Annotated in this window: 21 protein-coding genes; 9 read left to right on the plus strand and 12 right to left on the minus strand. The window is 61.3% G+C overall.

The genetic code is table 11. The features are described from left to right. Position 1 precedes the first annotated feature (1 nt). The 3 genes from BLT00_RS22135 to BLT00_RS22145 all read right to left on the minus strand — a co-directional run bounded on the left by BLT00_RS22135 (position 2) and on the right by BLT00_RS22145 (position 4,167). Positions 2-2,350: an FdhF/YdeP family oxidoreductase gene (locus BLT00_RS22135; RefSeq protein ID WP_092146546.1), complete on the minus strand. Its 2,349-nt coding sequence runs from the start codon at positions 2,348-2,350 to the stop codon at positions 2-4. Beyond that, a complete protein-coding gene (fdhD, locus tag BLT00_RS22140; protein ID WP_092146545.1) occupies positions 2,347-3,186 on the minus strand; it encodes a formate dehydrogenase accessory sulfurtransferase FdhD in 840 nt (279 codons plus the stop codon). The genes BLT00_RS22135 and fdhD overlap by 4 nt, the downstream gene beginning before the upstream one ends. Before the next feature lie 93 nt (positions 3,187-3,279). Then, positions 3,280-4,167, minus strand: a complete 888-nt coding sequence (locus BLT00_RS22145; RefSeq protein WP_063323406.1) for a LysR family transcriptional regulator — start codon at positions 4,165-4,167, stop codon at positions 3,280-3,282. Between the two features lie 133 nt (positions 4,168-4,300). On the opposite strand from BLT00_RS22145, the gene lysM reads away from it, so the two are divergent. Continuing rightward, complete coding sequence (gene lysM, locus BLT00_RS22150) at positions 4,301-4,741, plus strand: peptidoglycan-binding protein LysM (RefSeq protein ID WP_092146543.1); 441 nt, start codon at positions 4,301-4,303, stop codon at positions 4,739-4,741. Between the two features lie 115 nt (positions 4,742-4,856). On the opposite strand, the gene yrfG is transcribed toward lysM, so the two are convergent. Next, on the minus strand, positions 4,857-5,519 hold the full coding sequence (gene yrfG, locus BLT00_RS22155; RefSeq protein WP_092146541.1) for a GMP/IMP nucleotidase: 663 nt from the start codon (positions 5,517-5,519) through the stop codon (positions 4,857-4,859). Positions 5,520-5,607: 88 nt separating this feature from the next. Between yrfG and nudE the strand changes: the two genes are divergently transcribed. Next, complete coding sequence (gene nudE, locus BLT00_RS22160) at positions 5,608-6,174, plus strand: ADP compounds hydrolase NudE (protein WP_003196729.1); 567 nt, start codon at positions 5,608-5,610, stop codon at positions 6,172-6,174. Further along, positions 6,171-6,998 carry a 3'(2'),5'-bisphosphate nucleotidase CysQ gene (gene cysQ, locus BLT00_RS22165; protein ID WP_092146539.1) on the plus strand — a complete coding sequence of 276 codons (828 nt, stop codon included), beginning with the start codon at positions 6,171-6,173 and terminating at the stop codon, positions 6,996-6,998. Before nudE ends, cysQ begins: the two co-directional genes overlap by 4 nt. Before the next feature lie 126 nt (positions 6,999-7,124). Here cysQ and BLT00_RS22170 read toward each other — a convergent pair whose 3' ends face one another. The 7 genes from BLT00_RS22170 to rfbB form a co-directional block, all read right to left on the minus strand. After that, a complete protein-coding gene (locus BLT00_RS22170) occupies positions 7,125-7,580 on the minus strand; it encodes a YiiD C-terminal domain-containing protein (RefSeq protein ID WP_092146537.1) in 456 nt (151 codons plus the stop codon). Between the two features lie 37 nt (positions 7,581-7,617). Beyond that, complete coding sequence (locus BLT00_RS22175; protein ID WP_092146535.1) at positions 7,618-9,009, minus strand: sigma-54-dependent transcriptional regulator; 1,392 nt, start codon at positions 9,007-9,009, stop codon at positions 7,618-7,620. Next, a complete protein-coding gene (locus BLT00_RS22180; protein WP_092152562.1) occupies positions 9,006-10,814 on the minus strand; it encodes a sensor histidine kinase in 1,809 nt (602 codons plus the stop codon). Before BLT00_RS22180 ends, BLT00_RS22175 begins: the two co-directional genes overlap by 4 nt. 71 nt (positions 10,815-10,885) lie before the next feature. Beyond that, complete coding sequence (gene rfbD / locus BLT00_RS22185; RefSeq protein ID WP_092146531.1) at positions 10,886-11,767, minus strand: dTDP-4-dehydrorhamnose reductase; 882 nt, start codon at positions 11,765-11,767, stop codon at positions 10,886-10,888. Then, the gene (gene rfbC, locus BLT00_RS22190) at positions 11,764-12,309 is read right to left on the minus strand and encodes a dTDP-4-dehydrorhamnose 3,5-epimerase (RefSeq protein ID WP_092146529.1); all 546 of its coding nucleotides are present in this window, start codon (positions 12,307-12,309) and stop codon (positions 11,764-11,766) included. The genes rfbD and rfbC overlap by 4 nt, the downstream gene beginning before the upstream one ends. Next, positions 12,306-13,181 (minus strand): glucose-1-phosphate thymidylyltransferase RfbA, encoded by an 876-nt coding sequence (rfbA, locus tag BLT00_RS22195; RefSeq protein ID WP_092146528.1) that lies wholly within the window; start codon positions 13,179-13,181, stop codon positions 12,306-12,308. Before rfbA ends, rfbC begins: the two co-directional genes overlap by 4 nt. After that, on the minus strand, positions 13,178-14,260 hold the full coding sequence (rfbB, locus tag BLT00_RS22200; protein WP_092146526.1) for a dTDP-glucose 4,6-dehydratase: 1,083 nt from the start codon (positions 14,258-14,260) through the stop codon (positions 13,178-13,180). The genes rfbA and rfbB overlap by 4 nt, the downstream gene beginning before the upstream one ends. A gap of 211 nt (positions 14,261-14,471) precedes the next feature. On the opposite strand from rfbB, the gene BLT00_RS22205 reads away from it, so the two are divergent. The 5 genes from BLT00_RS22205 (at position 14,472) to BLT00_RS22225 (ending at position 21,636) form a co-directional block, all read left to right on the plus strand. Further along, positions 14,472-17,384 carry an aminotransferase gene (locus BLT00_RS22205; protein ID WP_092146524.1) on the plus strand — a complete coding sequence of 971 codons (2,913 nt, stop codon included), beginning with the start codon at positions 14,472-14,474 and terminating at the stop codon, positions 17,382-17,384. Between the two features lie 253 nt (positions 17,385-17,637). After that, entirely contained in the window at positions 17,638-18,744 is a 1,107-nt protein-coding gene (gene aguA, locus BLT00_RS22210; protein ID WP_092146522.1) for an agmatine deiminase, read from the plus strand. A gap of 242 nt (positions 18,745-18,986) precedes the next feature. Further along, on the plus strand, positions 18,987-19,187 hold the full coding sequence (locus BLT00_RS22215; RefSeq protein WP_053177657.1) for a hypothetical protein: 201 nt from the start codon (positions 18,987-18,989) through the stop codon (positions 19,185-19,187). Positions 19,188-19,426: 239 nt separating this feature from the next. Then, on the plus strand, positions 19,427-20,098 hold the full coding sequence (locus tag BLT00_RS22220; RefSeq protein WP_092146521.1) for a DsbA family protein: 672 nt from the start codon (positions 19,427-19,429) through the stop codon (positions 20,096-20,098). Positions 20,099-20,349: 251 nt separating this feature from the next. Continuing rightward, complete coding sequence (locus BLT00_RS22225; RefSeq protein ID WP_072342793.1) at positions 20,350-21,636, plus strand: OprD family porin; 1,287 nt, start codon at positions 20,350-20,352, stop codon at positions 21,634-21,636. Positions 21,637-21,796: 160 nt separating this feature from the next. On the opposite strand, the gene BLT00_RS32225 is transcribed toward BLT00_RS22225, so the two are convergent. Further along, the gene (locus BLT00_RS32225; RefSeq protein ID WP_256572660.1) at positions 21,797-21,931 is read right to left on the minus strand and encodes a hypothetical protein; all 135 of its coding nucleotides are present in this window, start codon (positions 21,929-21,931) and stop codon (positions 21,797-21,799) included. A gap of 59 nt (positions 21,932-21,990) precedes the next feature. Between BLT00_RS32225 and BLT00_RS22230 the strand changes: the two genes are divergently transcribed. Continuing rightward, complete coding sequence (locus BLT00_RS22230) at positions 21,991-22,737, plus strand: 2OG-Fe dioxygenase family protein (protein WP_003196764.1); 747 nt, start codon at positions 21,991-21,993, stop codon at positions 22,735-22,737. The last annotated feature ends 9 nt before the right edge of the window (positions 22,738-22,746 follow it).

Here is a 22,746-nt window from a genome sequence, read left to right on the forward strand (position 1 = left end):
GTCAGGCCGACTTGGCCAGGATCAGTCCATTCTCGCTCGCCGCTTCCAGGCGGATCGCGACGAATTTCGACGTTGGGGTGTGGCTGCCGTCGCCCGTGCTTTCCAGTGGCACCAGCGGGTTCACTTCTGGGTAATAAGCAGCAGCCTGCCCGGCAGGAATGTCGAATGCCAGCAGGGTAAAGCCCTTGACCCGCCGTTCGCGCCCGTCATCCCAGAGCGAGACGATGTCGGCTTTCTGCCCCGGCTTGAAGCCCAGTCGAATGATGTCCGCTTCGTTGGCAAACAACACGTCACGCTGGCCCTTCACACCGCGATAGCGGTCATCGAGGCCATAGATGGTGGTGTTGTACTGATCGTGGGAACGCATGGACTGCATGATCAGGTCGGGCAACTGGCCGGTGGCCCGGGTGCGTTCATGCACAAGATCGGTCGGCAACCGGTTGGGCTTGAAGTTGGCGCGGCCCGACGGGGTATTCCAGCGCCGCGAACCGGCGCTATTGCCGAGGTAGAACCCACCAGGGTTCTTCAGCTTTTCGTTGAAGTCCTTGAAGCCTGGTACGGTGTCGGCGATCAGGTCGCGGATGCGACTGTAGTCGGCCACCAGCCAGTTCCAGTCCACCGGACGGCTACCCAGTGTGGCGGCGGCGATGCCGGCGATGATCCACGGTTCGGAGCGCATCTGGTTCGACAGCGGCTGCAGCTGGCCCATGGACGCATGCACCATGCTGAAGGAGTCTTCCACGGTCACCGCTTGCGCACCTTCGGTTTGCAGATCGATGTCGGTGCGGCCCAGGCACGGCAGGATCAGCGCTTCCTTGCCGTGAGCCAGATGGCTGCGGTTGAGCTTGGTGCTGATCTGCACCGTCAGGTCGCAATTGGCCAAGGCCCGGAACGTTCGATGGCTGTCCGGCGTGGCTTGGGCGAAGTTGCCGCCCAGGGCAATGAACACCTTCGCCTGGCCGTCGGCCATGGCGTGAATCGCCTCGACCACGTTGTGGCCATTTTCACGCGGTACCTTGAATTGGAAGCGCCGCTCCAGCGAATCGAGGAACGCCGCTGGCGGACGCTCGTTGATGCCCATGGTCCGGTCACCCTGGACGTTGCTGTGGCCACGTACCGGGCACAGGCCTGCGCCTGGCCGGCCGATGTTGCCGCGCAGCATCATCACGTTGGCGATTTCCTGGATGGTCGCCACCGAATGACGGTGCTGGGTGATACCCATCGCCCAGCACATGATCACGTTCTGGCTCTTGGCGTACATGCGCGCCGCTTGCTCGATGTCGACCAGGGTCATGCCCGATTGCTCGACAATCTGTTCCCACGGCGTGTCGTCGACCGCCGCCAGGTAATCCAGCACGTTGGTGCTGTGCTCATTGAGGAACGCGTGGTCGAACACCGCCGCAGCGCCAGTGTTCTGCGCTTCGCGCTCCCACTGCAGCAGGAACTTCGCCATGCCGCGCAAGATCGCCATGTCGCCACCCAGGGCCGGGCGGAAATAGGCGGTGTTGGTCGGCTTATTGCCGTTGGTGAGCATTTCGATCGGGTTCTGCGGATGCTGGAAGCGCTCCAGGCCACGCTCCTTGAGCGGGTTGATGCAGACCACTTGGGCGCCGCGTTTCACCGCCTCGCGCAGTGGTTCGAGCATCCGCGGATGGTTGGTCCCGGGGTTCTGGCCCCAGACGAAAATCGCATCGGCGTGTTCGAAATCGTCGAAGGTCACTGTGCCCTTGCCCACGCCCACGCTCTGGGACAGCGCTACGCCGCTGGCCTCGTGGCACATGTTCGAGCAGTCGGGGAAGTTGTTGGTGCCGTAGGCGCGCACGAATAGCTGATACAAGTAGGCCGCTTCGTTGCTGGCTCGGCCCGAGGTGTAGAATTCGGCCTGGTTCGGGCTGGACAACCCTTGCAGGTGCTTGCCGATCAGGTCGAACGCCGCTTCCCAACTGACGGGTTTGTAGCGGTCGGTTTCGGCGTCGTAGCGCATTGGCTCGGTCAGGCGACCCTGGTACTCGAGCCAGTAGTCGCTCTGCTCCAGCAGCGAGCTCACGCTATGCTTGGCGAAAAATGCACCATCGACGCGGCGCTTGGTCGCTTCCCAGTTCACTGCCTTGGCGCCGTTCTCGCAGAACTTGACCATGCCGCTTTCCGGCGAATCACCCCAGGCACAGCCTGGGCAGTCAAAACCGCCATTCTGGTTGGTCTTGAGCATCATGCGGATGTTTTTCAGCGCGTTGTCGCTGGTCAACCAGGCCTGAGCGACGCTGATCAGTGCTCCCCAGCCACCGGCCGGGCCCTTGTAGGGTTTGTAGCGCGGTACGGGTTTCTGGTCGGCTTGTTGATGATTGCTCACGCTTGTTTCTCCATCGCTGGGCTGTAGACCCGTGGCGCACTTTTTTGTGGCAGGTGGATGAGGTTGAGGTTGTGTTGGCGGGCCCACTGCACCGCAAGGCCCGTGGGTGACGACAGGCTGACCAGGGTCTGGATACCGGCCCGCAGGACTTTCTGGATCAGTTCGAGGCTGCAACGGCTGGTGACGATCGCTACGCCGCCGGCTACCGGGATCTGCTGCCGGACCAGCGCGCCGATCAGTTTGTCGAGGGCGTTGTGCCGGCCGATGTCTTCGCGACCCAACAGCAATTCGCCTTGGGCGTTCATGAACAACGCGGCGTGGACTGCGCCGCAGTATTGACCCAGGGGCTGGAACTGGCTGATGCGGTCACGCAGGCCATCGAGCCATTGGGCGGGTGGCAGCGGTGCGCCGGGCAGCACCTTGAGGTTTGGCAATGCCTGTTCCACTGCCTCCACGCCGCACAAGCCGCAGCCACTGGTGCCCGTCAATTGCCGGCGTTGCTGCTTGAGGTTCCAGAAGGCGCGGTTGGCGATGGTCACCTCGGCATGGTGCGCAGCACCCGTGCCGCTCAGTTGCAGGTCATAGATGTCCGATGTGTCTTCAATGATGCCGCTGCCGAGGCTGAAGCCGACGATGAAGTCTTCAAGGTCGGTGGGGGTGACCAGCATGACCGCCTGGCTGATGCCGTTATAGGCAATCGCCAGCGCCACTTCCTCGGCCAGCGCGGTGCTGTCCGATTGGGAGTGGTCCAGATTGCAGTAGCGATAGCTCTGGCTGGCGGCCGGCGCGGATGTTTCCATCGCTGGCGCTGGACTGACCGGAGGCTTGTCGTTCATAGGCATCACTGAAAGTAGGAATAGTGTTAAGACTAAATGCGGCAATCTGCCACGTCTAATCGCTATTACTGATCTCTCAATAGATGACGTCGATCAAGATGTTGTCGATGATTTCTGGTAAAGGGCAAAACAGGCCTCTGCCAAGGCCGAACGTGGGGCGCCGCGCCGCATGATCAGGCCCAGTGGGACTAAGGTCTGCGCGCTTTCGATGGGCTGGATGCGCAAATCTTCGGTCAGCACATTCAGGCCGCTGTCCAAGGGCATCACCGCGCAACACAGTCCACCGTGCACAGCTTGTAACAATTGATGCACTGCGTCGGTTTGCAACAGCGGTTGAGGTGTGAGGCCCCGGCTGTGGAAGTTGTGGTCGATGGATTGGCGAAAATGCATGCCGCTGGTGAGCATGCCCAGGGGCAGCTCGATCAGTGCTTCCCAACTCAGCGGTTGTTCGCCGAAAAAGAAATAGCGCTGGTCGTAGAGCAGGCCCATGCGGGTGTGGCTGAAAGGCAGGGCTTCGAAGCGCTCGTTGTCCAGGCGTTCCAGGTAGGAAATACCCAGGTCGATACGGTTGTTCGCCAGCTGTTCGAGGATGCGTTCGGAGCTCAGGGACGACAATTCGAATCGCAGGTTGGGGTGCTCGGCGTGCAAGCGCTGCATCATCGCCAGGGGGTCGAAGTCCGACAACGGCACCACGCCCAGGCGCAGCGTACCCACCAGGTTGCCACGACAGGCCGCCGCTTCGGCCTGCAGCCCGTCATAGGCCGCCAGCACCGTACGCGCCCAGGCCAGGACCCGTTCCCCCGGCGCGGTGAAACCTTCAAAGCGCTGGCCGCGATTGACCAGCGGCAGGTCAAGTTCTTCTTCAAGACTGCGCAGGCGCATCGACAGGGTCGGCTGGGTGATGTGGCAACGTGCGGCGGCTTGGCCGAAGTGGCGGGTTTCGTCGAGCGCGATGAGAAATTTCAGCTGCTTGATGTCCATCTTCGCTCCAGGGCGCAGGAAGGTTCGGATTCTAGCGCTTGCGCGTGGCGGGGTCATTGGTCGGTTGGGAACCGGGTTCGTCTCGCCTGGTCTAGTCTTTGCGTCTGGACACTTAAATCAAGGAGCGTGTGCCATGAGTATTTTTAGCTTTGTGAAGGAAGCAGGAGAGAAGCTGATCGACCTGCTGACCCCCGGCAATGCCAATGCCAGCGAACAACTGAAAGCGCATATTGAAAAGGTCGGCCTGGGTAATCCGAATGTTCAGGCGACCCTCGACGACGACAAAGTCATCGTCACCGGTGAAGTAGCGAGCCAGGAAGAAAAGGAAAAGATCCTGTTGGCGGTGGGCAATATCGAAGGTGTCGGCAGTGTCGACGACCAGATTACGGTGACTGGCCCGGTAGCACAGGCGGCGCGTTTCGTGACCGTGAAGAAGGGCGACACACTCAGCGCCATCTCCAAGGCCGCGTACGGCGACGCGAACAAGTACAACAAGATCTTCGAGGCCAACAAGCCGATGCTGTCGCACCCGGACAAGATCTATCCGGGGCAGGTGCTACGTATTCCCGAGTAGCCGGTTTCCTGTGGCGAGGGAGCTTGCTCCCGCTCAAGTGCGCAGCACTTGTCTGGAAAAAAGGGGCCGCTTCGCGGCCCAGCGGGAGCAAGCTCCCTTGCCACAAAGGTTTTTTTCAGAGCCCTTCGATCAGCGTCCGGTAGTCTATCAACGCTTCGAACTCCCCCGTGTCCTTTGGCCCTTTGCGGCTATCCGGCTCGCTCACGGCCAGCAAGTGCGCCACGCCGAAGTCCCGGGCGCTGCGCAACACCGGCAGGGTGTCGTCGATGAACAGGCTGCGGGCCGGGTCGAAATCCAAGTCGGCTTGCAGTGCGTCCCAGAATTGCGGGTTTTCCTTGGGAAAGCCGTAGTCGTGGGAGCTGATCAGGCGGTCGAAGTAAGGGGCCAGCTCGATGCGCTCCAGCTTCAGGGACAATGAATCGCGGTGGGCGTTGGTGATCATCACCACGCGCTTGCCGGCCCGCTGGATCGCTGCCAGGAAGGTATCGGCGTCCGGGCGCAAGGCGATCAGGTGCGCGGTTTCCAACTTCAGTTCGCGTACCGGCAGTTTCAGCTCGGCGCTCCAGAAATCCAGGCAATACCATTGCAACTGGCCGGCGTTGCGCTCGAACAGCGGTTGCAGCTCCATCTCGGCCATCGCCCGGCTCACGCCATGCAGTTCGGCGTAGCGCTGTGGCAGGTGTTCGAGCCAGAAATGGTTGTCGTAATGCAGGTCCAGCAGGGTGCCGTCCATGTCCAGCAGAACCGTATCGATCTCATGCCAGGGCAGCAAAGCCATAAAACTTCTCCAGCGGTAATCGGATATCCGACACAAACAATCAGAATAGGCCGGGTATAGTAGCCCGCTATCGCCCAGGGAGCCGTTTATGCGCCAGAAACCCACCATACTCGATCGCCAGATCGTCGCTACCAGCCGCCTGTTTTGCGTGGAAGAACTGAAATTGCGGTTTTCCAACGGTGTGGAGCGCACCTATGAACGTCTGGCGAGCAAGGGGGCGGGCTATGGCGCGGTGATGATCGTGGCGATGCTCGATGCCGACCACGCGGTGTTGGTGGAAGAGTATTGCGGGGGCACCGACGCCTACGAACTGTCCCTGCCCAAGGGCTTGATCGAGCCAGGTGAAGATGTGCTGGCGGCGGCCGAACGGGAACTCAAGGAAGAGGCCGGTTTCGGAGCGCGTCAATTGGAACACCTGACCGAACTGTCGCTGTCCCCCGGCTACATGAGCCAGAAGATCCAGGTGGTGCTGGCGACCGATCTGTATGAAGAACGGCTGGAGGGTGACGAGCCCGAGCCGATGCGCGTGGACAAGGTCAACCTGCGTGAGCTGTCGGCCCTGGCACAGAACCCGCAGTTCACGGAGGGCCGGGCCTTGGCAGCGCTATACCTGGCCCGTGACCTGCTGACCCAGCGTGGAGCGTTCCTGTCATGACTTTCCCTCATCCGTTGATGGCCCCTGTAGTCGAGCTGGCGCTCCAGGCCGGTGAAGCGATCCTGCCGTTCTGGCGCGCCAACGTGCAGGTCAACCACAAGGCCGACGAGTCGCCGGTGACCGCTGCAGACATGGCCGCTCATGATGTGATCGTGGCCGGGCTGATGGCGCTGGCCCCGGATATTCCGATCCTCTCCGAAGAAGACGCCGATATTGCCCAAAACGTGCGCGCCGGCTGGCATCGCTGGTGGCTGGTAGACCCGCTGGATGGCACCAAGGAGTTCATTTCCGGCAGCGAGGAGTTCACCGTCAACATCGCGTTGGTGGAGCAGGGCCGCGTGGTGTTCGGTGTGGTGTCGATGCCCACCAATGGACGCTTTTACGTCGGCGGTGCAGGGCTGGGTGCCTGGCGTGGTGATAAGGGCGGCGTGCCTTTGCCTATTGCGGTTCGTGACGTCCTGGCCCCGGGTGAAGCTTTTACCGTGGTCGCCAGTCGTCGGCACACCAGCCCGGAACAGGAACGCCTGCTGGATGGTTTGAGCGGGAGCCTGGGTGAGCTGCAACTGACCAGTATTGGCAGTTCGTTGAAGTTTTGCCTGGTGGCCGAAGGCGCGGCGGATTGCTATCCACGGCTGGCGCCGACCTCCCAGTGGGACACCGCTGCCGCCCAGGGTGTATTGGAAGGTGCGGGGGGCGAGGTGTTGGACTTGAGCGGTGAACCGTTCTGTTATCCACCGCGGGAGTCGCTGTTGAATACATCGTTCCTGGCGTTGCCGGCGAAAGCGGCATGGCGGGGCAAGCTATTGGAGTTGGCCCGTTCCTGAACCGTACCTGCTTTCCTGTGGCGAGGGAGCTTGCTCCCGCTGGGCTGCGAAGCGGCCCCAAGATTTTGCGGTTGCTGCGCAACCGAGCGGGAGCAAGCTCCCTCGCCACAGGGGGGCTGCGTTGCTTTAGCGGTGCAACACGTACTGCCCCTCGAACTGCACTGCCACTTCCTCACTTCCGGTATTCAACACTTGCGTCTGCAAGGCCAGTCGCGCCCGGCCATAGCGCCGATAGGTGGCCAGGAAGCGTTTCCAGACCTTTTCCTCGGGCGCTGCGCAGACGACGGTCGCATCGCGGGTCACCGGCAGCGGATAACTGATCTGCCCTTCCTGAATCACGATATGCCCGTCTTCGATGCCTTCCTCGCGCAGGGCCAGGTGCAGCCAGCCCCAGCCGCCGAGCACCGCGCCGCAATACAGGCTGCCACCGAACATGGTGCTCTTGTGGTTGACGTTGGCTGCAAGCGGCAAGGACAGGCGTAGTTGCCGGGCCTGCCAATCGAGCACCTTGAGGCCCATGTCCCGGGTCAAGGGGATGTCGTGGTGCAGGATCGATTCCAGGTAACGACTGTCGCGGTTCATTGCGGGGCCTTTTGCTTGAACGGGAAATGACGATAACTCAATCGGACTCATCGGCCGAACCATGGCTGCTGTCGCCGAAGTGCAGCCCATGTTTGCGTAACTTGTCGTGCAAGGTCTTGCGTGGAATGCCCAAGGCTTCGGCCAGGCTGCGCACCGAGCTGTGGGGGCGTGCCAGTTCGGCGGCGATCAGGGTTTTCTCGAAGTTTTCCACCTGCTCGCTCAAGCCTCCACTGACCAGTTCCACCGGTGCGCCGGGGTTGCCGTCTGGCGCGCTGTTATCCAGGGCCAGTTCCAGTCCCAGGGCAAAGCGTTCGGCGGCGTTCTGCAATTCCCGCACATTGCCCGGCCAACTGTGGCGCAGCAGCAGCGCCCGTTGTGCCGGTTGCAATTCATGGGGCGGCAGCCCGTGGCGAGCGCTGGCTTCGTCGGCGAAATGCTGGAACAGCATCAGCGTATCTTCACCCCGTTCACGCAAGGGCGGTATGCGCAGCGGCGCGACGTTCAGGCGGTAATACAGGTCGGCGCGAAAACGCCCTTGGTCGGCGGCCTGGCGCAGGTCTTCCTTGGTGGCGGCGATTACGCGGATATCCAGCGGGATCTGGTGATTGCCCCCCAGCCGCTCCACCACGCGCTCCTGCAGCAGGCGCAGCAGCTTGACCTGGACATCCAGGCTCATGCTTTCGATTTCATCCAGGAACAGCGTACCGCCGTTGGCGAATTCGAACTTGCCGATGCGGCGCTTCTGCGCGCCGGTAAAAGCGCCGGGTTCGTGGCCGAACAGCTCGCTTTCCACCACCGACTCGGCCAGGGCGCCGGCGTTGATGGCCACGAACGGCCCGTTACGCCGGCTCGAAAGGTCGTGCAGCGCCCGAGCGACCACTTCCTTGCCGGCACCGGTTTCACCGAGGATCAGCACGTCGGCGCGGGTGGCGGCCAGTGCCCCGATCTGCTCGCGCAGGCGCAGCATCGGAGTCGATTGGCCGACCAGGCGGGCGCTGAGTTCGTGGCGATCGCTCAGGGCCAGGCGCAGGCTGCGGTTGTCCAGCACCAGGCGGCGCAAGGCCAGGGCCCGGCGCACGCTGTCGAGCAGATGATCGCTGGCAAAAGGTTTTTCCAGGAAGTCGTAGGCCCCGGCGCGCATTGCCTGCACCGCCAGTGGCACGTCGCCATGGCCGGTGATCAGCAGCACCGGCAGCTCTGAGTCCTGGGCGTGGAGTTCGCCCAGCAGTTCGAGGCCGTCCATGCCCGGCATGCGAATATCACTGACCACCACCCCCGGCCAGTCACGGGGCAGTTGCCCGGCCACGCCTTTGGCTTCGGCCAGGGGCAGGATTTTCAGGCCGGCCAGGTCGAGGGTCTGGCTCAGGGCCTGACGCAAATGGGGATCGTCGTCGATCAGCACCACCTCAATCCGGTTGTCGATGGTCATACACTTCGGTCCTCGGACGGTTGCAGGCTCACCCCGGGGGCTCCGGCGCGCAGTTTCAGGGTAATCAGGGCGCCGCCTTCCTTGTGGTTGGCGAACGACAGTTCACCGCCGAAGGCGCGCATCAGGGTGTCGCAGATCGCCAGCCCCAGGCCAAGGCCTTGGGTGCGGGTCTTGGTGGTGTAGAAGGGCTCACCGGCGCGGCCCAGGGCTTCCATGCAAAACCCCGGGCCGTTATCGCGGATGTACAGGTTGACGCCGGTTTCGGTGGCCTGGGCACTGAGCCAGAGTTTGCGCGGTGGGCCTTTCTCGGTGAGCGCATCAAGGGCGTTGGCCAGCAGGTTGCCGAGTACCTGGCGCAAGCGGGTTTCGCCGGCCTCGACCCACAGCGTGGCGGCCGGCAAGTCGCGGATCAGTTCCACTTCCATGCTGCGCCGACGTTTGGCGAGCAGCGCCAAGGCATCGTCCAGCGCCGGTTGCAGGGCGACGCTTTCCGGCGCATGTCGGTCGCGGCGGGCGAAGGCGCGCAGGTGGGCGATGATCGAGGCCATGCGCCCGGTCAGTTCGCTGATCAGTTTGAGGTTGCCCCGGGCATCTTCGGTGCGTTGGTGATCGAGCAAAATCTCGGCGTTTTCCGCGTAGCTGCGAATCGCTGCCAGCGGTTGGTTGAGTTCGTGGCTGATGCTCGCCGACATGGTGCCCAGGGCAGACAGCTTGCCGGCTTGCACCAGATCATCCTGGGCACGGACCAACTCTTGCTGAGCCTGTTCGCGCTCCAGCACTTCCTGCTTCAACCGTCGGTTCAGTCCTTCCAGGTCGCTGGTGCGCTCGGCCACCCGGCCTTCCAATTCTTGACGGGCCTTGGCTTCGAAGGCGATTCGATCCAGGTAATGGCGCCTGCGTTGCATCATCAACCCGAGCAACAGCATCAAGACCAGCAAGGCCGCGCCACCGATGGCGACCACGGTGCGCACCGGACGATCAATCAGCGTGCGCGGGGCGAGGATGCTTACGCTCCAGCCGGTTTCCTCGATGGACTGGGTCTGGGTCAGCCAGGCGTTGGCGTTCAGGTTCAGCGGTTTGGGCTCGCGGGTCGGATACGGTTGTACCGCACTGATGGCCTCGCGCTCGGCGTCATTCAAGGGTCGGGTCGCGCGAAATCGCCACTCTTGTCGCGACGTGAGGATGACCACGCCGTTGTGGTCGGTCACCAGTAATTGTTCGGGAGTTTTGCCCCACAGGCTTTCGGTGTGGTCGAGGTCGACCTTGACCACCAGCACGCCAATGACTTTTTCGCGGTCGTGCACGGCGGCGGCGAAGAAGTAACCGCGCTTGGCCGACGTGGTGCCCAAGCCGAAGAAGCGACCCAGGCGTCCGGCCATGGCTTCGATGAAGTACGGCCGGAAGGCGAAATTGCGTCCGACGAAACTGTCGTGTTTGTCCCAGTTCGACGCGGCCAGGGTCTTGCCGGAAGGGTCCATCAGGTACATGACTTCGGCGCCGGTCTGGGCGCTGATGTTTTTCAGCAGCCGGTTGGCATTGCCTTGGGTCACGCCATCGTCGGGTGCCGACAAGGCGGCGCGCAAGGCCGGCAGGTCGCCGAGAATCTGTGGCAGCACCTCATAACGGTGCAGTGTGCCCAACAGGTTGGCGACGTAGAGGTCCAGGGTCTGGCGGTTTTGCCCGGCCAGTTCGCTGCGGTAGTAACGTTCGGCCAAGTGCTCCAACGGCCACAGCAACGGCGCCAGGCACAGCGCGAGCAAGGCCAGGCTGCGCCAACGGGGTCTGCGGGGAAGGGTGGAATTCATGAGCCTCGGACGCCTGTGGTGACAGGCGTATTATGCCTAGTTGCCTTGCAAATACTATTTGTAAGGCAGTACTAGGCTTGTCCGGCTAGGCACTGCTGCAACGCGTCTCGCCAGTCCGGTTGGCTCACTGCCCACTCCTTGAGCAGGCGCGTGCAATCCAGGCGCGAGTTGAGTGGCCGCGGGGCTGGAGTCGGATAGGCGCTGGATTCAATGGGCTCAAGCTGCGCACACGGCTTGTGTCGCTCAAGCAGGTTTTCGCCGATGGCCTGGGCGAAACCGAACCAGGACGTCTCGCCCCGGGCTGTCAGGTGATAGGTGCCCCAGGCGCCGGGTTGGCCGGCCTGCCAGCGCTCGATCAATTGCGCGGTGCTGTCGGCAATGGTGCCGGCCCAGGTCGGTGCGCCGACCTGGTCGGCGACCACCCGCAGCTGCGGTTTTTCCTGCAACAGGCGCTGCATGGTCAACAGGAAGTTGCGGCCCTCGGTGGAGTACACCCAACTGGTGCGCAGAATCAGGTGCTGGCCGCCAGCCTGGCGGATGGCATTCTCGCCGGCCAGCTTGCTGCGTCCGTAGACACTTAGCGGGTTGGGCGTGTCGTCCTCGGTGTAGGGGGCGGATTTGAGACCATCGAAGACGTAGTCGGTGGAGTAATGAATCAGCGGGACGCCCAGCGCAACCGCTGCCTGGGCCAGGATGCCCGGTGCCGTGGCATTGATGGTGAACGCCCGCTCCGGTTCACTTTCGGCCTGATCGACGGCCGTGTGGGCGGCGGCATTGATGATCAGGCCGGGCTTGAGGGCTTCGATGGGGGCACGCAGGCAATCCGGTTGTGCCAGGTCGAGCTGGTCGCTGCCGCGTACGGTCAACTCGCCCAGGCCGCTCAGGCGCGATTGGAGCGCCCGGGAAACCTGGCCGTTCTGGCCGATGATCAGGATACGCAAGGGGGCACTCATGGGAACAGGTCGGCCTCGTGCAGGGCTTTGCCATTCAGGTCCTTGGCCGAGAGGATCGGCGTGCCTTCGAACTCCCAATCGATGGCCAACTGCGGATCGTCCCAGCGAATGCAGCGTTCGGCCGAGGGGGCATAGTAATCAGTAGTCTTGTAGAGGAAGTCCGCTGATTCGCTCAGTACGACGAAACCGTGGGCAAAACCTGGCGGGACCCACATCTGCCGGTGGTTCTGCGCCGACAGGCGTACGCTGGCCCATTGGCCCAAGGTCGGCGAGCTGCGGCGGATGTCTACCGCGACATCCAGCACTTCCCCCGCCGTGACACGCACGAGTTTGCCCTGGGTTTGTTCGATCTGATAGTGCAGGCCCCGCAGCACGCCCCTAGTGGAGCGTGAATGGTTGTCCTGGACGAACTGCAGGGTGCAGCCAGTCGCTTCGGCAAACGCCCGGGCATTGAAGCTTTCGTAGAAAAAACCCCGGTCGTCGCCAAAGACTTTCGGTTCGATGATCAAGACTTCTGGCAAACGGGTGGCGATGACATTCATCGTGTTTCTCCGGCGATCTTGAACAAGTACTGGCCGTAGCCGGTCTTGCCAAAATACTGGGCGCGCTCCAGAACGTGCTCGCGGCTGACCCAACCTTGCTGGTAGGCAATTTCTTCCAGGCACGCCACTTTCAGGCCTTGGCGATGTTCGATGGTCTGCACGTATTGCGAGGCTTCCAGCAGGCTGTCGTGGGTGCCGGTGTCCAGCCAGGCGAAACCACGACCGAAGCGCTCGACGTGCAGGTCGCCGCGTTGCAGGTAGGTATTGTTGACGTCGGTGATTTCCAGTTCGCCGCGCTTGGACGGCTTGATGGCCTTGGCGATCTTGATCACGTCGTTATCGTAGAAATACAGGCCGGTGACCGCGTAGCTGGATTTGGGTGCGGTGGGTTTTTCTTCGATGGACATCGCCCGTCCTTCTGTATCGAAGTCGATCACGCCAAAACGCTCAGGGTCCTTGACCCAGTAGCCGAACACGGTCGCGCCACTCTGCCGGTTGACGGCGGTCTGCAATTGTTCACCAAAATGCTGGCCGTGGAAAATGTTGTCGCCCAGGATCAGGCACACCGAGTCGCTGCCAATGAACTGTTCGCCAATCAGGAACGCTTGGGCCAGGCCATCGGGCGACGGCTGCTCGGCATAGCTGAACCGTACGCCAAACTGATGGCCATCGCCCAACAGGTTGCGGTACTGCGGCAGATCCTGCGGCGTGGAAATCACCAGGATGTCCTTGATGCCGGCGAGCATCAGCACCGAGATCGGGTAATAAATCATCGGCTTGTCATAAATCGGTAAAAGTTGCTTGGAAACCCCGAGGGTAATCGGGTGCAAGCGTGTGCCGGAACCGCCGGCCAGGACAATGCCTTTCATCATGCCATTGCATCCTTGTTGTCGAGCGAACCCAGGCGCTCGCCTTGATAGCTGCCGTCCTGGACACGTTGGCACCACAGCAGGTTTTCGAGGTACCACTGCACGGTCTTGCGCAGCCCGGTCTCGAAGGTTTCCCGTGGTGTCCAGCCCAGTTCCAGTTCGATCTTGCTGGCGTCGATGGCGTAGCGCAGGTCGTGGCCGGGGCGATCCTGGACGAAGCTGATCAGGTCGGCATAGTGCTCGATCCCTTCGGGCTTGCGTGGCGCCAGTTCTTCGAGCAAGGCGCAGATGCTGCGCACCACGTCGATGTTTTTCTGCTCGTTGTGACCGCCAATGTTGTAAGTCTCGCCGACCATGCCTTCGGTGACGACCTTGAGCAGTGCACGGGCATGATCCTCGACAAACAGCCAGTCGCGCACTTGCTGGCCGTCGCCATAGACCGGCAACGGCTTGCCGGCCAGCGCGTTGAGAATCACCAGTGGAATGAGCTTCTCGGGGAAGTGAAACGGCCCGTAGTTATTGGAGCAGTTGGTCAACAGCACGGGCAAGCCGTAGGTGCGTTGCCAGGCACGGACCAGGTGGTCGGACGCTGCCTTGCTCGCCGAGTACGGTGAGCTTGGGGCATAGGCGGTGGTCTCGGTGAACAGGTCATCCACACCGTGCAGGTCGCCATACACTTCGTCGGTGGAAATGTGGTGGAAGCGAAACGCACGCTTCTGCGGTTCGGGCAGGGCCTGCCAGTAGGCTCGAGTGGCCTCCAGCAGGCTGTAGGTGCCCACGATGTTGGTCTGGATGAAGTCCGCCGGGCCATCGATGGAGCGGTCTACATGGGACTCGGCCGCCAGGTGCATGATGGCGTCAGGTTTGAATCGCGCCAGCACCGCACTGACGGTTGGTTGGTCGACGATATCGGCCTGGACGAATTCGTAGCGGCTGTCGTGATCGATGCTGCTCAGTGATTCGAGATTGCCGGCATAGGTCAGCTTATCGAGGTTCAGGACTTGGTGTCCGGTATCAAGAATCAAGTGCCGTATGAGAGCTGAGCCGATGAAACCGGCACCGCCTGTGACGAGAATGCGCATCCGGGTAAGCCTTTTTCCGTGAGACGACAGAGCTTTAGGAGCATAGCTTGTAGGCATGGCGAGGGGCGGTGCAAGCGAATATCCCATGGACACGCCCTTCCCCTATAACCTCTCAGGAGAGCTGTGCATATTTTTGAACAGGAGGGGTTGCTTATCCTCCGGCTCAGTGGCGTGATAGGCATCCGAACAAAACCACCTCAGGGGTCGTTGTATGCCACTCGCTACGTTGGTTCACCGTGCCAGTTTGCCAAGCCCACAGATCAGCGCCGAGCAAGCGCTGGTGCTGCTGCGCTCGAATTACGGACTCAGCGGCGACCTGCGACCCCTTGGCAGCAACCAGGACCTCAATTACCGCGTCGACAGCGAACGTGGGCGCTTTGTGTTGAAAATTTGCCACGGCGACTACGCTGTCCAGGAGCTTCAGGCCCAACACGCTGCCCTCAAGCAGTTGGCCGGGCACAGCGCGGTGAAGGTGCCGCGGGTGATTACCGCCAGCAACGGCCAGGACCTGCTGACTTTGGACGTCGACGGCCAAGCGATCCATATGCGCCTGCTTGAGTACATCGACGGCCAGGCCCTCACGCAGCTCAAACACCTGCCGCCTGAGTTGGTGACCGGCCTGGGCCGCCTGTGCGCGGAAATGGACCTGGCCTTGGCAACATTCGACCACCCAGGCCTGGAACGCACCCTGCAATGGGACGCGCGCCACGCTCCGGCCCTGGTCGATCATCTGTTGCCTGTCATCGACGACGATCAGCGGCGGCAACTGATCGCCGAGGTCGCGCAACAGGCCGAGCGGCGCTTGCAGTCGCTCAAGGCCAGCCTGCCGGTGCAGGCGATCCACATGGACATCACCGATGACAACGTGGTCTGGCAGCGCGATGCCCAGCGCCAATGGCAATTGCAGGGCGTCATCGATTTCGGCGACCTGATCCGCACCTGGCGCATCACGGACCTGTCGGTAACGTGTGCGGCCCTGCTGCACCACGCCGACGGCGATCCATTCTTCATCTTGCCGGCGATCAAGGCCTACCAGGCGGTCAACCCCTTGCAACGCGAAGAACTGTTGGCGCTGTGGCCATTGATCGTGGCGCGCGCCGCGGTGCTGGTGCTCAGCGGTGAACAGCAGGTTTCCATCGACCCGGACAACCAATACAGCCGCGACAACCTGGCCCATGAGTGGGAGATTTTCCGGGTCGCCCACTCGGTGCCCTTCGAATTGATGGAAGCGGCGATTCTCACCGCCGTCGGCCACAGCCTGCCGCCCATCGCCAGCGAAGGCTTTGCGCCGCTATTGCCGACCCTGGTGGGGCGTGAGTTCGCGCTGATTGACCTGGGTGTACTGAGCCCGCATTTCGAGGCCGGCAATTGGGAGCAGCCGGGGATCGACCAGCGCCTGCTGAGCGAGGCCGCGGGCGTTCATGGCCTGGCCGCCAGCCGCTATGGGCAATACCGGTTATCCCGCACTCGGCCGGACAGCGCCGTCGAACCCGATACTTATCCACTGCACGTGGAGTTGAGCGTTCCTCGGGGGACGCCGCTCGAATCCCCGTTCGCTGGGGTCGTGCACAAGGCTGCCGACGGCCTGTTGCAGCTGGACAGTGCGCAGTTGAGCGTGCGGCTGTGGGGCGTGACGTCGCCGCTGCATTCCGGCGCGGCACTGGTCAAGGGGCAGGTGCTGGGTGAAGTGACGGGGCCGTTGCGGGTCCAGTTGTGCCGTGGCGCCCAGGTGAATCCACCGCTGTTCTGCACGCCCTCCAGGGCAGCGGCCTGGCAGGCGCTATGTCCTTCGCCGGCGGTGCTGCTGGGACTGGCTTGCGATGCCGAACCGGAGATCGATCCCCAGGCGCTGCTGGCCCGTCGCGATGCGAGCTTTGCCCGTTCGCAGAAGCACTATTACGTAGATCCGCCGCGCATCGAGCGCGGCTGGCGCAATCACCTGATCGACATGCAGGGCCGCTCGTACCTGGACATGCTCAACAATGTCGCGGTGCTGGGCCATGGTCATCCACGCATGGCGGCAGTGGCTGCCCGGCAGTGGTCGCTGCTCAATACCAACTCGCGTTTCCACTATGCGGCGATCGCCGAATTTTCCGAACGCCTGCTGGCGTTGGCGCCGTCCAACATGGACCGGGTGTTCCTGGTCAACAGCGGCACCGAGGCCAACGACTTGGCGATCCGCCTGGCCTGGGCCTACAGCGGCGGGCGGGACATGCTCAGCGTATTGGAGGCCTATCACGGCTGGTCGGTGGCCGCCGATGCGGTCTCGACGTCTATTGCCGATAATCCCCAGGCCTTGAGCAGCCGCCCGGACTGGGTGCATCCGGTGACCGCACCGAACATCTATCGCGGCGAATTCCGTGGCCCCGACACTGCGGTGGACTACGTGCGCAGCGTTGAACACAACCTGGCGAAAATCGCCGAAAACAACCGCCAGCTCGCCGGTTTCATTTGCGAACCGGTATACGGCAACGCCGGTGGGATCGCGCTGCCGCCCGGTTACCTGAAGCAGGTCTACGCGATGGTGCGCGAGCGCGGTGGGGTCTGCATCGCCGACGAAGTCCAGGTCGGTTATGGGCGCATGGGCGAGTTTTTCTGGGGCTTCGAAGAGCAAGGAGTGGTGCCGGATATCATCACCATGGCCAAGGGCATGGGCAACGGCCAGCCACTGGGTGCGGTCATTACCCGCCGGGAGATCGCCGAGGCGCTGGAAGCCGAGGGATATTTCTTTTCGTCGGCCGGAGGCAGCCCGGTCAGTTGCCAGATCGGCATGGCGGTACTGGATGTCATGGAAGAAGAAAATCTCTGGGAAAACGCCCGGGTGGTGGGTGGGCACTTCAAGGCACGGCTGGAGGCCTTGATCGATCGCTATCCATTGGTCGGTGCGGTGCATGGCTCCGGTTTCTACCTGGGCGTGGAACTGATCCGCGACCGCGACACGTTGGAGCCGGCCACTGAAGAAACCACGGCGCTGTGCAACCGCCTGCGAACGTTGGGGATTTTCATGCAACCGACCGGCGATTACCTGAACATCCTCAAGATCAAACCGCCGATGGTCACTACGCGCCAGAGCGTGGATTTCTTCGTAGATATGTTGGTGAAGGTCTTGGACGAGGGGTTGTAACTAATCTGGAACGCCAAGCTGTTCCCCTGTAGGAGCGAGCGTGCTCGCGATGACGGTGTCCAAGCCTATATTGATTTGGCTGACCAACCGTTATCGCGAGCACGCTCGCTTCCACAGGGGTTGCATTAATTTATAAAATCGATTTTTGTCGATGTTTGGCGCTATTTTTTGATGGGCGTTAGTTTTTTTGGCTTTATTAGTCGATATTTATCGTTTATAAGGTTGTCACTGCCCATCGCCCAGGAGATGACCCATGACAACGTTGCACAGCACTCCCCGCGCGGATGGTTTCCACATGCCTGCCGAGTGGGCGACCCAGACCCAGGTCTGGATGATCTGGCCCGAGCGCCCGGACAACTGGCGCCTGGGCGGCAAGCCCGCCCAGGCCGCCCACATAGCGGTCGCCAAGGCCATCGCCCGTTTTGAACCGGTGACCGTGGCGGTGTCTGCGGTCCAATACGAAAATGCCCGGGCGCGTCTCGATGTGCCGAATATCCGCCTGGTGGAAATGTCCAGCGACGACGCCTGGGTTCGCGACACAGGGCCGACATTCGTCATCAATGACAACGGCGAAGTGCGCGGTGTCGATTGGGATTTCAACGCCTGGGGCGGTTTCGACGGCGGCCTGTACGCACCGTGGAACCGTGATGCGCAAGTGGCCGGCAAGATTCTTGAGATCGAGCGCAGCCCGCGTTATCGCACCGAAGGTTTTGTGCTCGAGGGCGGCTCGATCCATGTGGATGGTGAAGGCACCCTGATCACCACCGAAGAGTGCCTGCTCAACCGCAATCGCAACCCACACTTGAGCCGTGAAGAGATCGAGGCAGTGCTCAGCGCGCAGTTGGCTGTGGACAAGATCATCTGGCTGCCGGACGGTCTGTTCAATGACGAAACCGACGGCCATGTGGATAACTTCTGCTGCTACGTGCGGCCAGGTGAAGTCCTGCTTGCCTGGACCGATGACCCGCAAGACCCGAACTACACCCGCTGTCACGCGGCGATGAACGTGCTGCAAAACAGCACTGACGCCAAGGGACGCCCGTTCACAGTGCACAAAATGCCGATTCCGGGGCCGTTGTACGCCACCGAGGAGGAGTGTGCCGGTGTCGACGCGGTGCAAGGGTCCCAAGAGCGCAACCCAACCGTGCGGCTAGCCGGTTCCTATGTGAACTTCCTGATCGTCAACGGCGGCATCGTCGCCCCAAGTTTTGACGATCCGCTGGACGCACCGGCCAGGGACATCCTGCAGAACCTGTTCCCGCAGCACGAAGTGGTCATGGTGCCAGGGCGCGAACTGTTACTGGGGGGCGGCAATATTCATTGCCTTACTCAACAGCAACCTGCACCGCGCGCAAAATGAGTGGCGATGTAACAGCTGGGTGATATCGACCGCGCCGGCTCTAGGTCGGCGGTTTTGGATCCATGCCGGCAAGCCCGCGGCCCGATTGGCGCGCGGGTTTTTTTGTGCCTGTTTATTGGCGTGGCGGATACATTGGCATAGCTCTTGTATCTGTACTTCGGCAGTTCTGGGGAGAGAACTGAGTTGTTTTGTCATAAACCTTGGATAAATTGGCCGCTCATCAACCAGGAGAGGGCGCTGGAATGAATATGATAAGCGAGCGCACATGCCATCCCTTGGCCGTTAATGGTGAGTCGCTTCAAGCCTTGGCGCAGTGGTTGAAATCCAACGGAACGCGTCAGATCAGAGAACCTGATCCGCGCCAGGTAATCGTTGAGCGTTACCCCGTTGGCCTGTTCAGCGAGGCGGAGCTGGAAGCGTTGTGGGATGTGATGCAAGGATAGAATTCGACGGATTGATAAAAAGCGCTGGCCGGGATGGCAGCGCTTTTTTTGTATCCGCAGGCTTTCACATTCGCACAAATCCTATGGGCGCTAGCCAGCTCCCATACAGGGGTGGTGTTCAAATTCAGTGGGATATTCGACCGATTCACGAAACACACTGAAAACCGTTTCAGCGTTTTTCCGCAGCGCTCTCAAGACTACCCTGCTGCCATTCAATCCCCATGGTTAGCGGAGTCCTCATGGCCACTCTTCATTATATCTACGACCCGCTGTGCGGCTGGTGTTACGGCGCCAAGCCGCTGGTGCAGGCTGCCCGAAGTGTATTGCCGGTGATTGCTCATGGCGGCGGCATGATGACCGGTGCCAATCGCCAGCAGGTTTCGCCGCAATTGCGCGATTACGTGATGCCCCACGACCGGCGCATCGCCGAATATTCCGGGCAGCCGTTTGGCGAGGCCTACTTTGAAGGTTTGCTGCGTGACCACAGCGCCGTGTTCGATTCGGCGCCGCCGACCGCCGCCATCCTCGCTGCCGAACAGCTCGGCGGCCACGGCCTGGAATTGCTCGGGCGCCTGCAAACCGCGCACTACGTCGAGGGTCGGCGCATCGCTGACGAAACCGTTCTGCTGGAGTTCGCTCAATCCATGGGCCTGCCGGCCCAGGCGTTCCTGGCGGCGTTGCGCGCGGTTGACGTGCAGGGGCATATCAAGGCCAGTCGTACCTTGCTGGCTCAGGTTGGCGGCCAGGGTTTCCCGACCTTGGCCCTGGAGCAGGACGGCCAGTTCACGCTGATCGACATCGGCCCCTGGCTCGGCAAGCCCGAGGCATTCGCCCAATGGCTGGCGCAAGCCTCGCCGGTTCAGACCTCCACGCCACCAGCGGCCTGCGGTCTGGACGGTTGTTCGCGATGAGCAGTTCTTAGACATTTTTTGCCTGATTACAGACGTTTCACGAAATTGACACACCGTTGAGGGCGCGACTAGGATTCGTCCTACGCCTGTGGCTAACAGCCATGACTCTTAAATAATAAAAAGGCCCGACACGATCATTCGTGGGCGGGCCTTTTCATTATTTCCAGGAGCAAGAGTCCGAAAAAGAGCGCAAAAAGCGCCATTTCGGTTGCCCGCCACAGTGCGTATCAACCCGCACAAGGAAAATAAACATGTTGAACAAGCGCATTAGTTTGATCGCACTGGGGATCTTGAGCACGACACATGCCATGGCCAATGACCAGGCTGAGTCCAAGGGGTTCGTTGAAGACAGCAGCTTGAAAGTGCTGTTGCGCAACGCTTATATCAATCGCGACTACAAAGATGGCAATCAAGATAAGGCCGAGTGGGGCCAGGCAGCCATAGGTACCTTCTCGTCCGGTTTCACCCAGGGCACCGTGGGTGTCGGTGTGGATGCGTTCGGCCTGTACGCGCTGCGTCTGGACGGCGGTAAAGGCCGCAGCGGTGCGGGTGGCATCGACTTCTTCAAGCAAGGCGACAGCGGCAACGCGGCCGATGACCTGTCCAAGTTCGGGGCAGCGGTCAAGTTCCGCGTCTCCAACACCGTGCTGGCCTACGGCGACCAGATGCCGGCCCTGCCGGTGCTCAGCTATGACAACTCGCGCCTGTTGCCGGAAAGCTACACCGGCACGTTGATCACCTCCAAGGAGATCAAGGGCCTGGAACTCAATGCCGGCCGTTTCACCGCCGAATCGCGCAAGAGTGCTGAAGGCCGCGACAGCGGTGGCCTGAAGTCGATCAACGTCTTGGGCGGCAGCTATCAGTTCACCGAGCAGTTCAAGGCTTCGCTCTACGCTTCGGATGTCGAAGATGTATTGAAGAAGCAATACGTGAACGCCAACTATGTGTTCCCGCTGGCCAAGGATCAGTCCCTGACTCTGGATTTCAACGGTTATCGCACCAAGCTGGACAACAGCTACGTTCGTGAAAACAACGTCACCGGCGATGACAACAAGATCTGGAGCCTGGCTGCCACCTTCGCCACGGGGCCGCACAGCTTCACGCTCGCCCACCAGCGCAGTACCGGCGACAGCAACCTGGGTTATGCCTACGGGGGCTATCAGCGCGAGCAGAATCGGGTGGGTGATGGCGGCAATACGATCTACCTGGCCAACTCCTACTGGTCCGACTTCAACGCTGAAGACGAACGCAGCTGGCAGTTGGGCTATGGCCTGGATTTCACCACCTTCGGCGTACCGGGCCTGACTTATAACGTTGCTTATGTGCGTGGCGATAACATCACCACCTCGACCAGCGAAGGCGGCACCGAGCGCGAGATCTTCAACCAGTTCAAGTACGTGGTCCAGAGCGGTCCGGCCAAGGACTTGAGCGTCAGGTTGCGCAGTTCCGTGCTGCGGGTGTCGCAGAAGTCCAGCGAGTACAACGTCAGCGGCAATGAGCTGCGGGTGTTCGTGGATTACCCGATCAACGTCTTCTGATGCCTGATCAGGTTGTAAGTCTATAAAACCGTGGCGAGGGAGCTTGCTCCCGCTGGGCTGCGCAGCAGCCCTTCTGGTGTGAGCGCTGCGCACTCAAGCGGGAGCAAGCTCCCTCGCCACAATTGATTCAAACCTGCCTGAAGTGGATAGCGTTGCGACCTCAAACTCGGGTCTTTTTGGCTTTCAGCGCAAAAAACACCGCTGGAACCGCCTGTTTTCCCGAACAAAAGTCGTACTCATGCAATTTTTGCCAGCGTTTCAAGCGCCGCTTGAAATGCCTCAAATACTTTCTCATGGACGTAAATCCTGCACCTACTAGATTAGGCCGCTCAATGCAGCGGAGACCTATGAAAAATGATCGTTCTGAACAGGGAAGTGGGCGAAGCGCTAAGACGTGACAAATACGTCAATGTTCGCGGTGGAGACTTCAACCTCTACGGTCATTTCGGCGATTTTGTCCGGCTGACCAAAAGCTGGGAAAACATGGAGCCCGACAGCTACTACGGCCAGGCCGAGTCAGGCATGCGTTTTCGCCGCTACAGCGACTTCGAATACAACCCTACGACCCGCGAGCTCACGCAGCTCGAACACCGGGCCTACATTCAGTCCAAGGCCAACAACAGCTATGTCGGTGGACTGGAGCGGCACTTTCAGGACTTCTCCAACGAAGTGATCAATTCGCCGGTGATGCGCAGCCTGATCGACACGGACTTCGAGGTCTACAAGAACGTCCTGCCGCAGGAGCTGCACGATGAAATCTGGCAGTGCCAGATCCATCAGATCCGCATCGAGATCAAGCCGGGCAAACAACTGGAAATCACCCCCGAAGGGATTCACTGTGATGGCTATCCGTTCAGCGGCGTGCACTTCTGGGGTCGCCAGAATGTGGCGGGTGCGGAAAGCCGTTTGTACAGCGCCCAGGAAGAACAGCTGGCGGCGACGACCTACGAGGACATCCTCGACACGACGTTCTTCCTGGATCGCGACATGCGCCATTACGTGACCCCGGCGCGCAACACCCATAGCCATGACATGGCGTACCGGCAGATCCTGGCCATCTCCTTCTCGCGGCCCGGGACCGCTTTCGACATTGTTCGCTGAACGGCTCGA

Source organism: Pseudomonas sp. NFACC51 (assembly GCF_900103575.1).
Lineage (GTDB): Bacteria > Pseudomonadota > Gammaproteobacteria > Pseudomonadales > Pseudomonadaceae > Aquipseudomonas > Aquipseudomonas fluorescens_Q.

Bases quoted from the DNA above. Each gene is read 5' to 3' on its own strand.
- fdhD (WP_092146545.1), bottom strand. From the start codon at position 3,186: ATGAACGACAAGCCTCCGGTCAGTCCAGCGCCAGCGATGGAAACATCC.
- BLT00_RS22145 (WP_063323406.1), bottom strand. From the start codon at position 4,167: ATGGACATCAAGCAGCTGAAATTTCTCATCGCGCTCGACGAAACCCGC.
- lysM (WP_092146543.1), top strand. From the start codon at position 4,301: ATGAGTATTTTTAGCTTTGTGAAGGAAGCAGGAGAGAAGCTGATCGAC.
- yrfG (WP_092146541.1), bottom strand. From the start codon at position 5,519: ATGGCTTTGCTGCCCTGGCATGAGATCGATACGGTTCTGCTGGACATG.
- nudE (WP_003196729.1), top strand. From the start codon at position 5,608: ATGCGCCAGAAACCCACCATACTCGATCGCCAGATCGTCGCTACCAGC.
- cysQ (WP_092146539.1), top strand. From the start codon at position 6,171: ATGACTTTCCCTCATCCGTTGATGGCCCCTGTAGTCGAGCTGGCGCTC.
- BLT00_RS22170 (WP_092146537.1), bottom strand. From the start codon at position 7,580: ATGAACCGCGACAGTCGTTACCTGGAATCGATCCTGCACCACGACATC.
- BLT00_RS22175 (WP_092146535.1), bottom strand. From the start codon at position 9,009: ATGACCATCGACAACCGGATTGAGGTGGTGCTGATCGACGACGATCCC.
- BLT00_RS22180 (WP_092152562.1), bottom strand. From the start codon at position 10,814: ATGAATTCCACCCTTCCCCGCAGACCCCGTTGGCGCAGCCTGGCCTTG.
- rfbD (WP_092146531.1), bottom strand. From the start codon at position 11,767: ATGAGTGCCCCCTTGCGTATCCTGATCATCGGCCAGAACGGCCAGGTT.
- rfbC (WP_092146529.1), bottom strand. From the start codon at position 12,309: ATGAATGTCATCGCCACCCGTTTGCCAGAAGTCTTGATCATCGAACCG.
- rfbA (WP_092146528.1), bottom strand. From the start codon at position 13,181: ATGATGAAAGGCATTGTCCTGGCCGGCGGTTCCGGCACACGCTTGCAC.
- rfbB (WP_092146526.1), bottom strand. From the start codon at position 14,260: ATGCGCATTCTCGTCACAGGCGGTGCCGGTTTCATCGGCTCAGCTCTC.
- BLT00_RS22205 (WP_092146524.1), top strand. From the start codon at position 14,472: ATGCCACTCGCTACGTTGGTTCACCGTGCCAGTTTGCCAAGCCCACAG.
- aguA (WP_092146522.1), top strand. From the start codon at position 17,638: ATGACAACGTTGCACAGCACTCCCCGCGCGGATGGTTTCCACATGCCT.
- BLT00_RS22215 (WP_053177657.1), top strand. From the start codon at position 18,987: ATGAATATGATAAGCGAGCGCACATGCCATCCCTTGGCCGTTAATGGT.
- BLT00_RS22220 (WP_092146521.1), top strand. From the start codon at position 19,427: ATGGCCACTCTTCATTATATCTACGACCCGCTGTGCGGCTGGTGTTAC.
- BLT00_RS22225 (WP_072342793.1), top strand. From the start codon at position 20,350: ATGTTGAACAAGCGCATTAGTTTGATCGCACTGGGGATCTTGAGCACG.
- BLT00_RS32225 (WP_256572660.1), bottom strand. From the start codon at position 21,931: ATGAGAAAGTATTTGAGGCATTTCAAGCGGCGCTTGAAACGCTGGCAA.
- BLT00_RS22230 (WP_003196764.1), top strand. From the start codon at position 21,991: ATGATCGTTCTGAACAGGGAAGTGGGCGAAGCGCTAAGACGTGACAAA.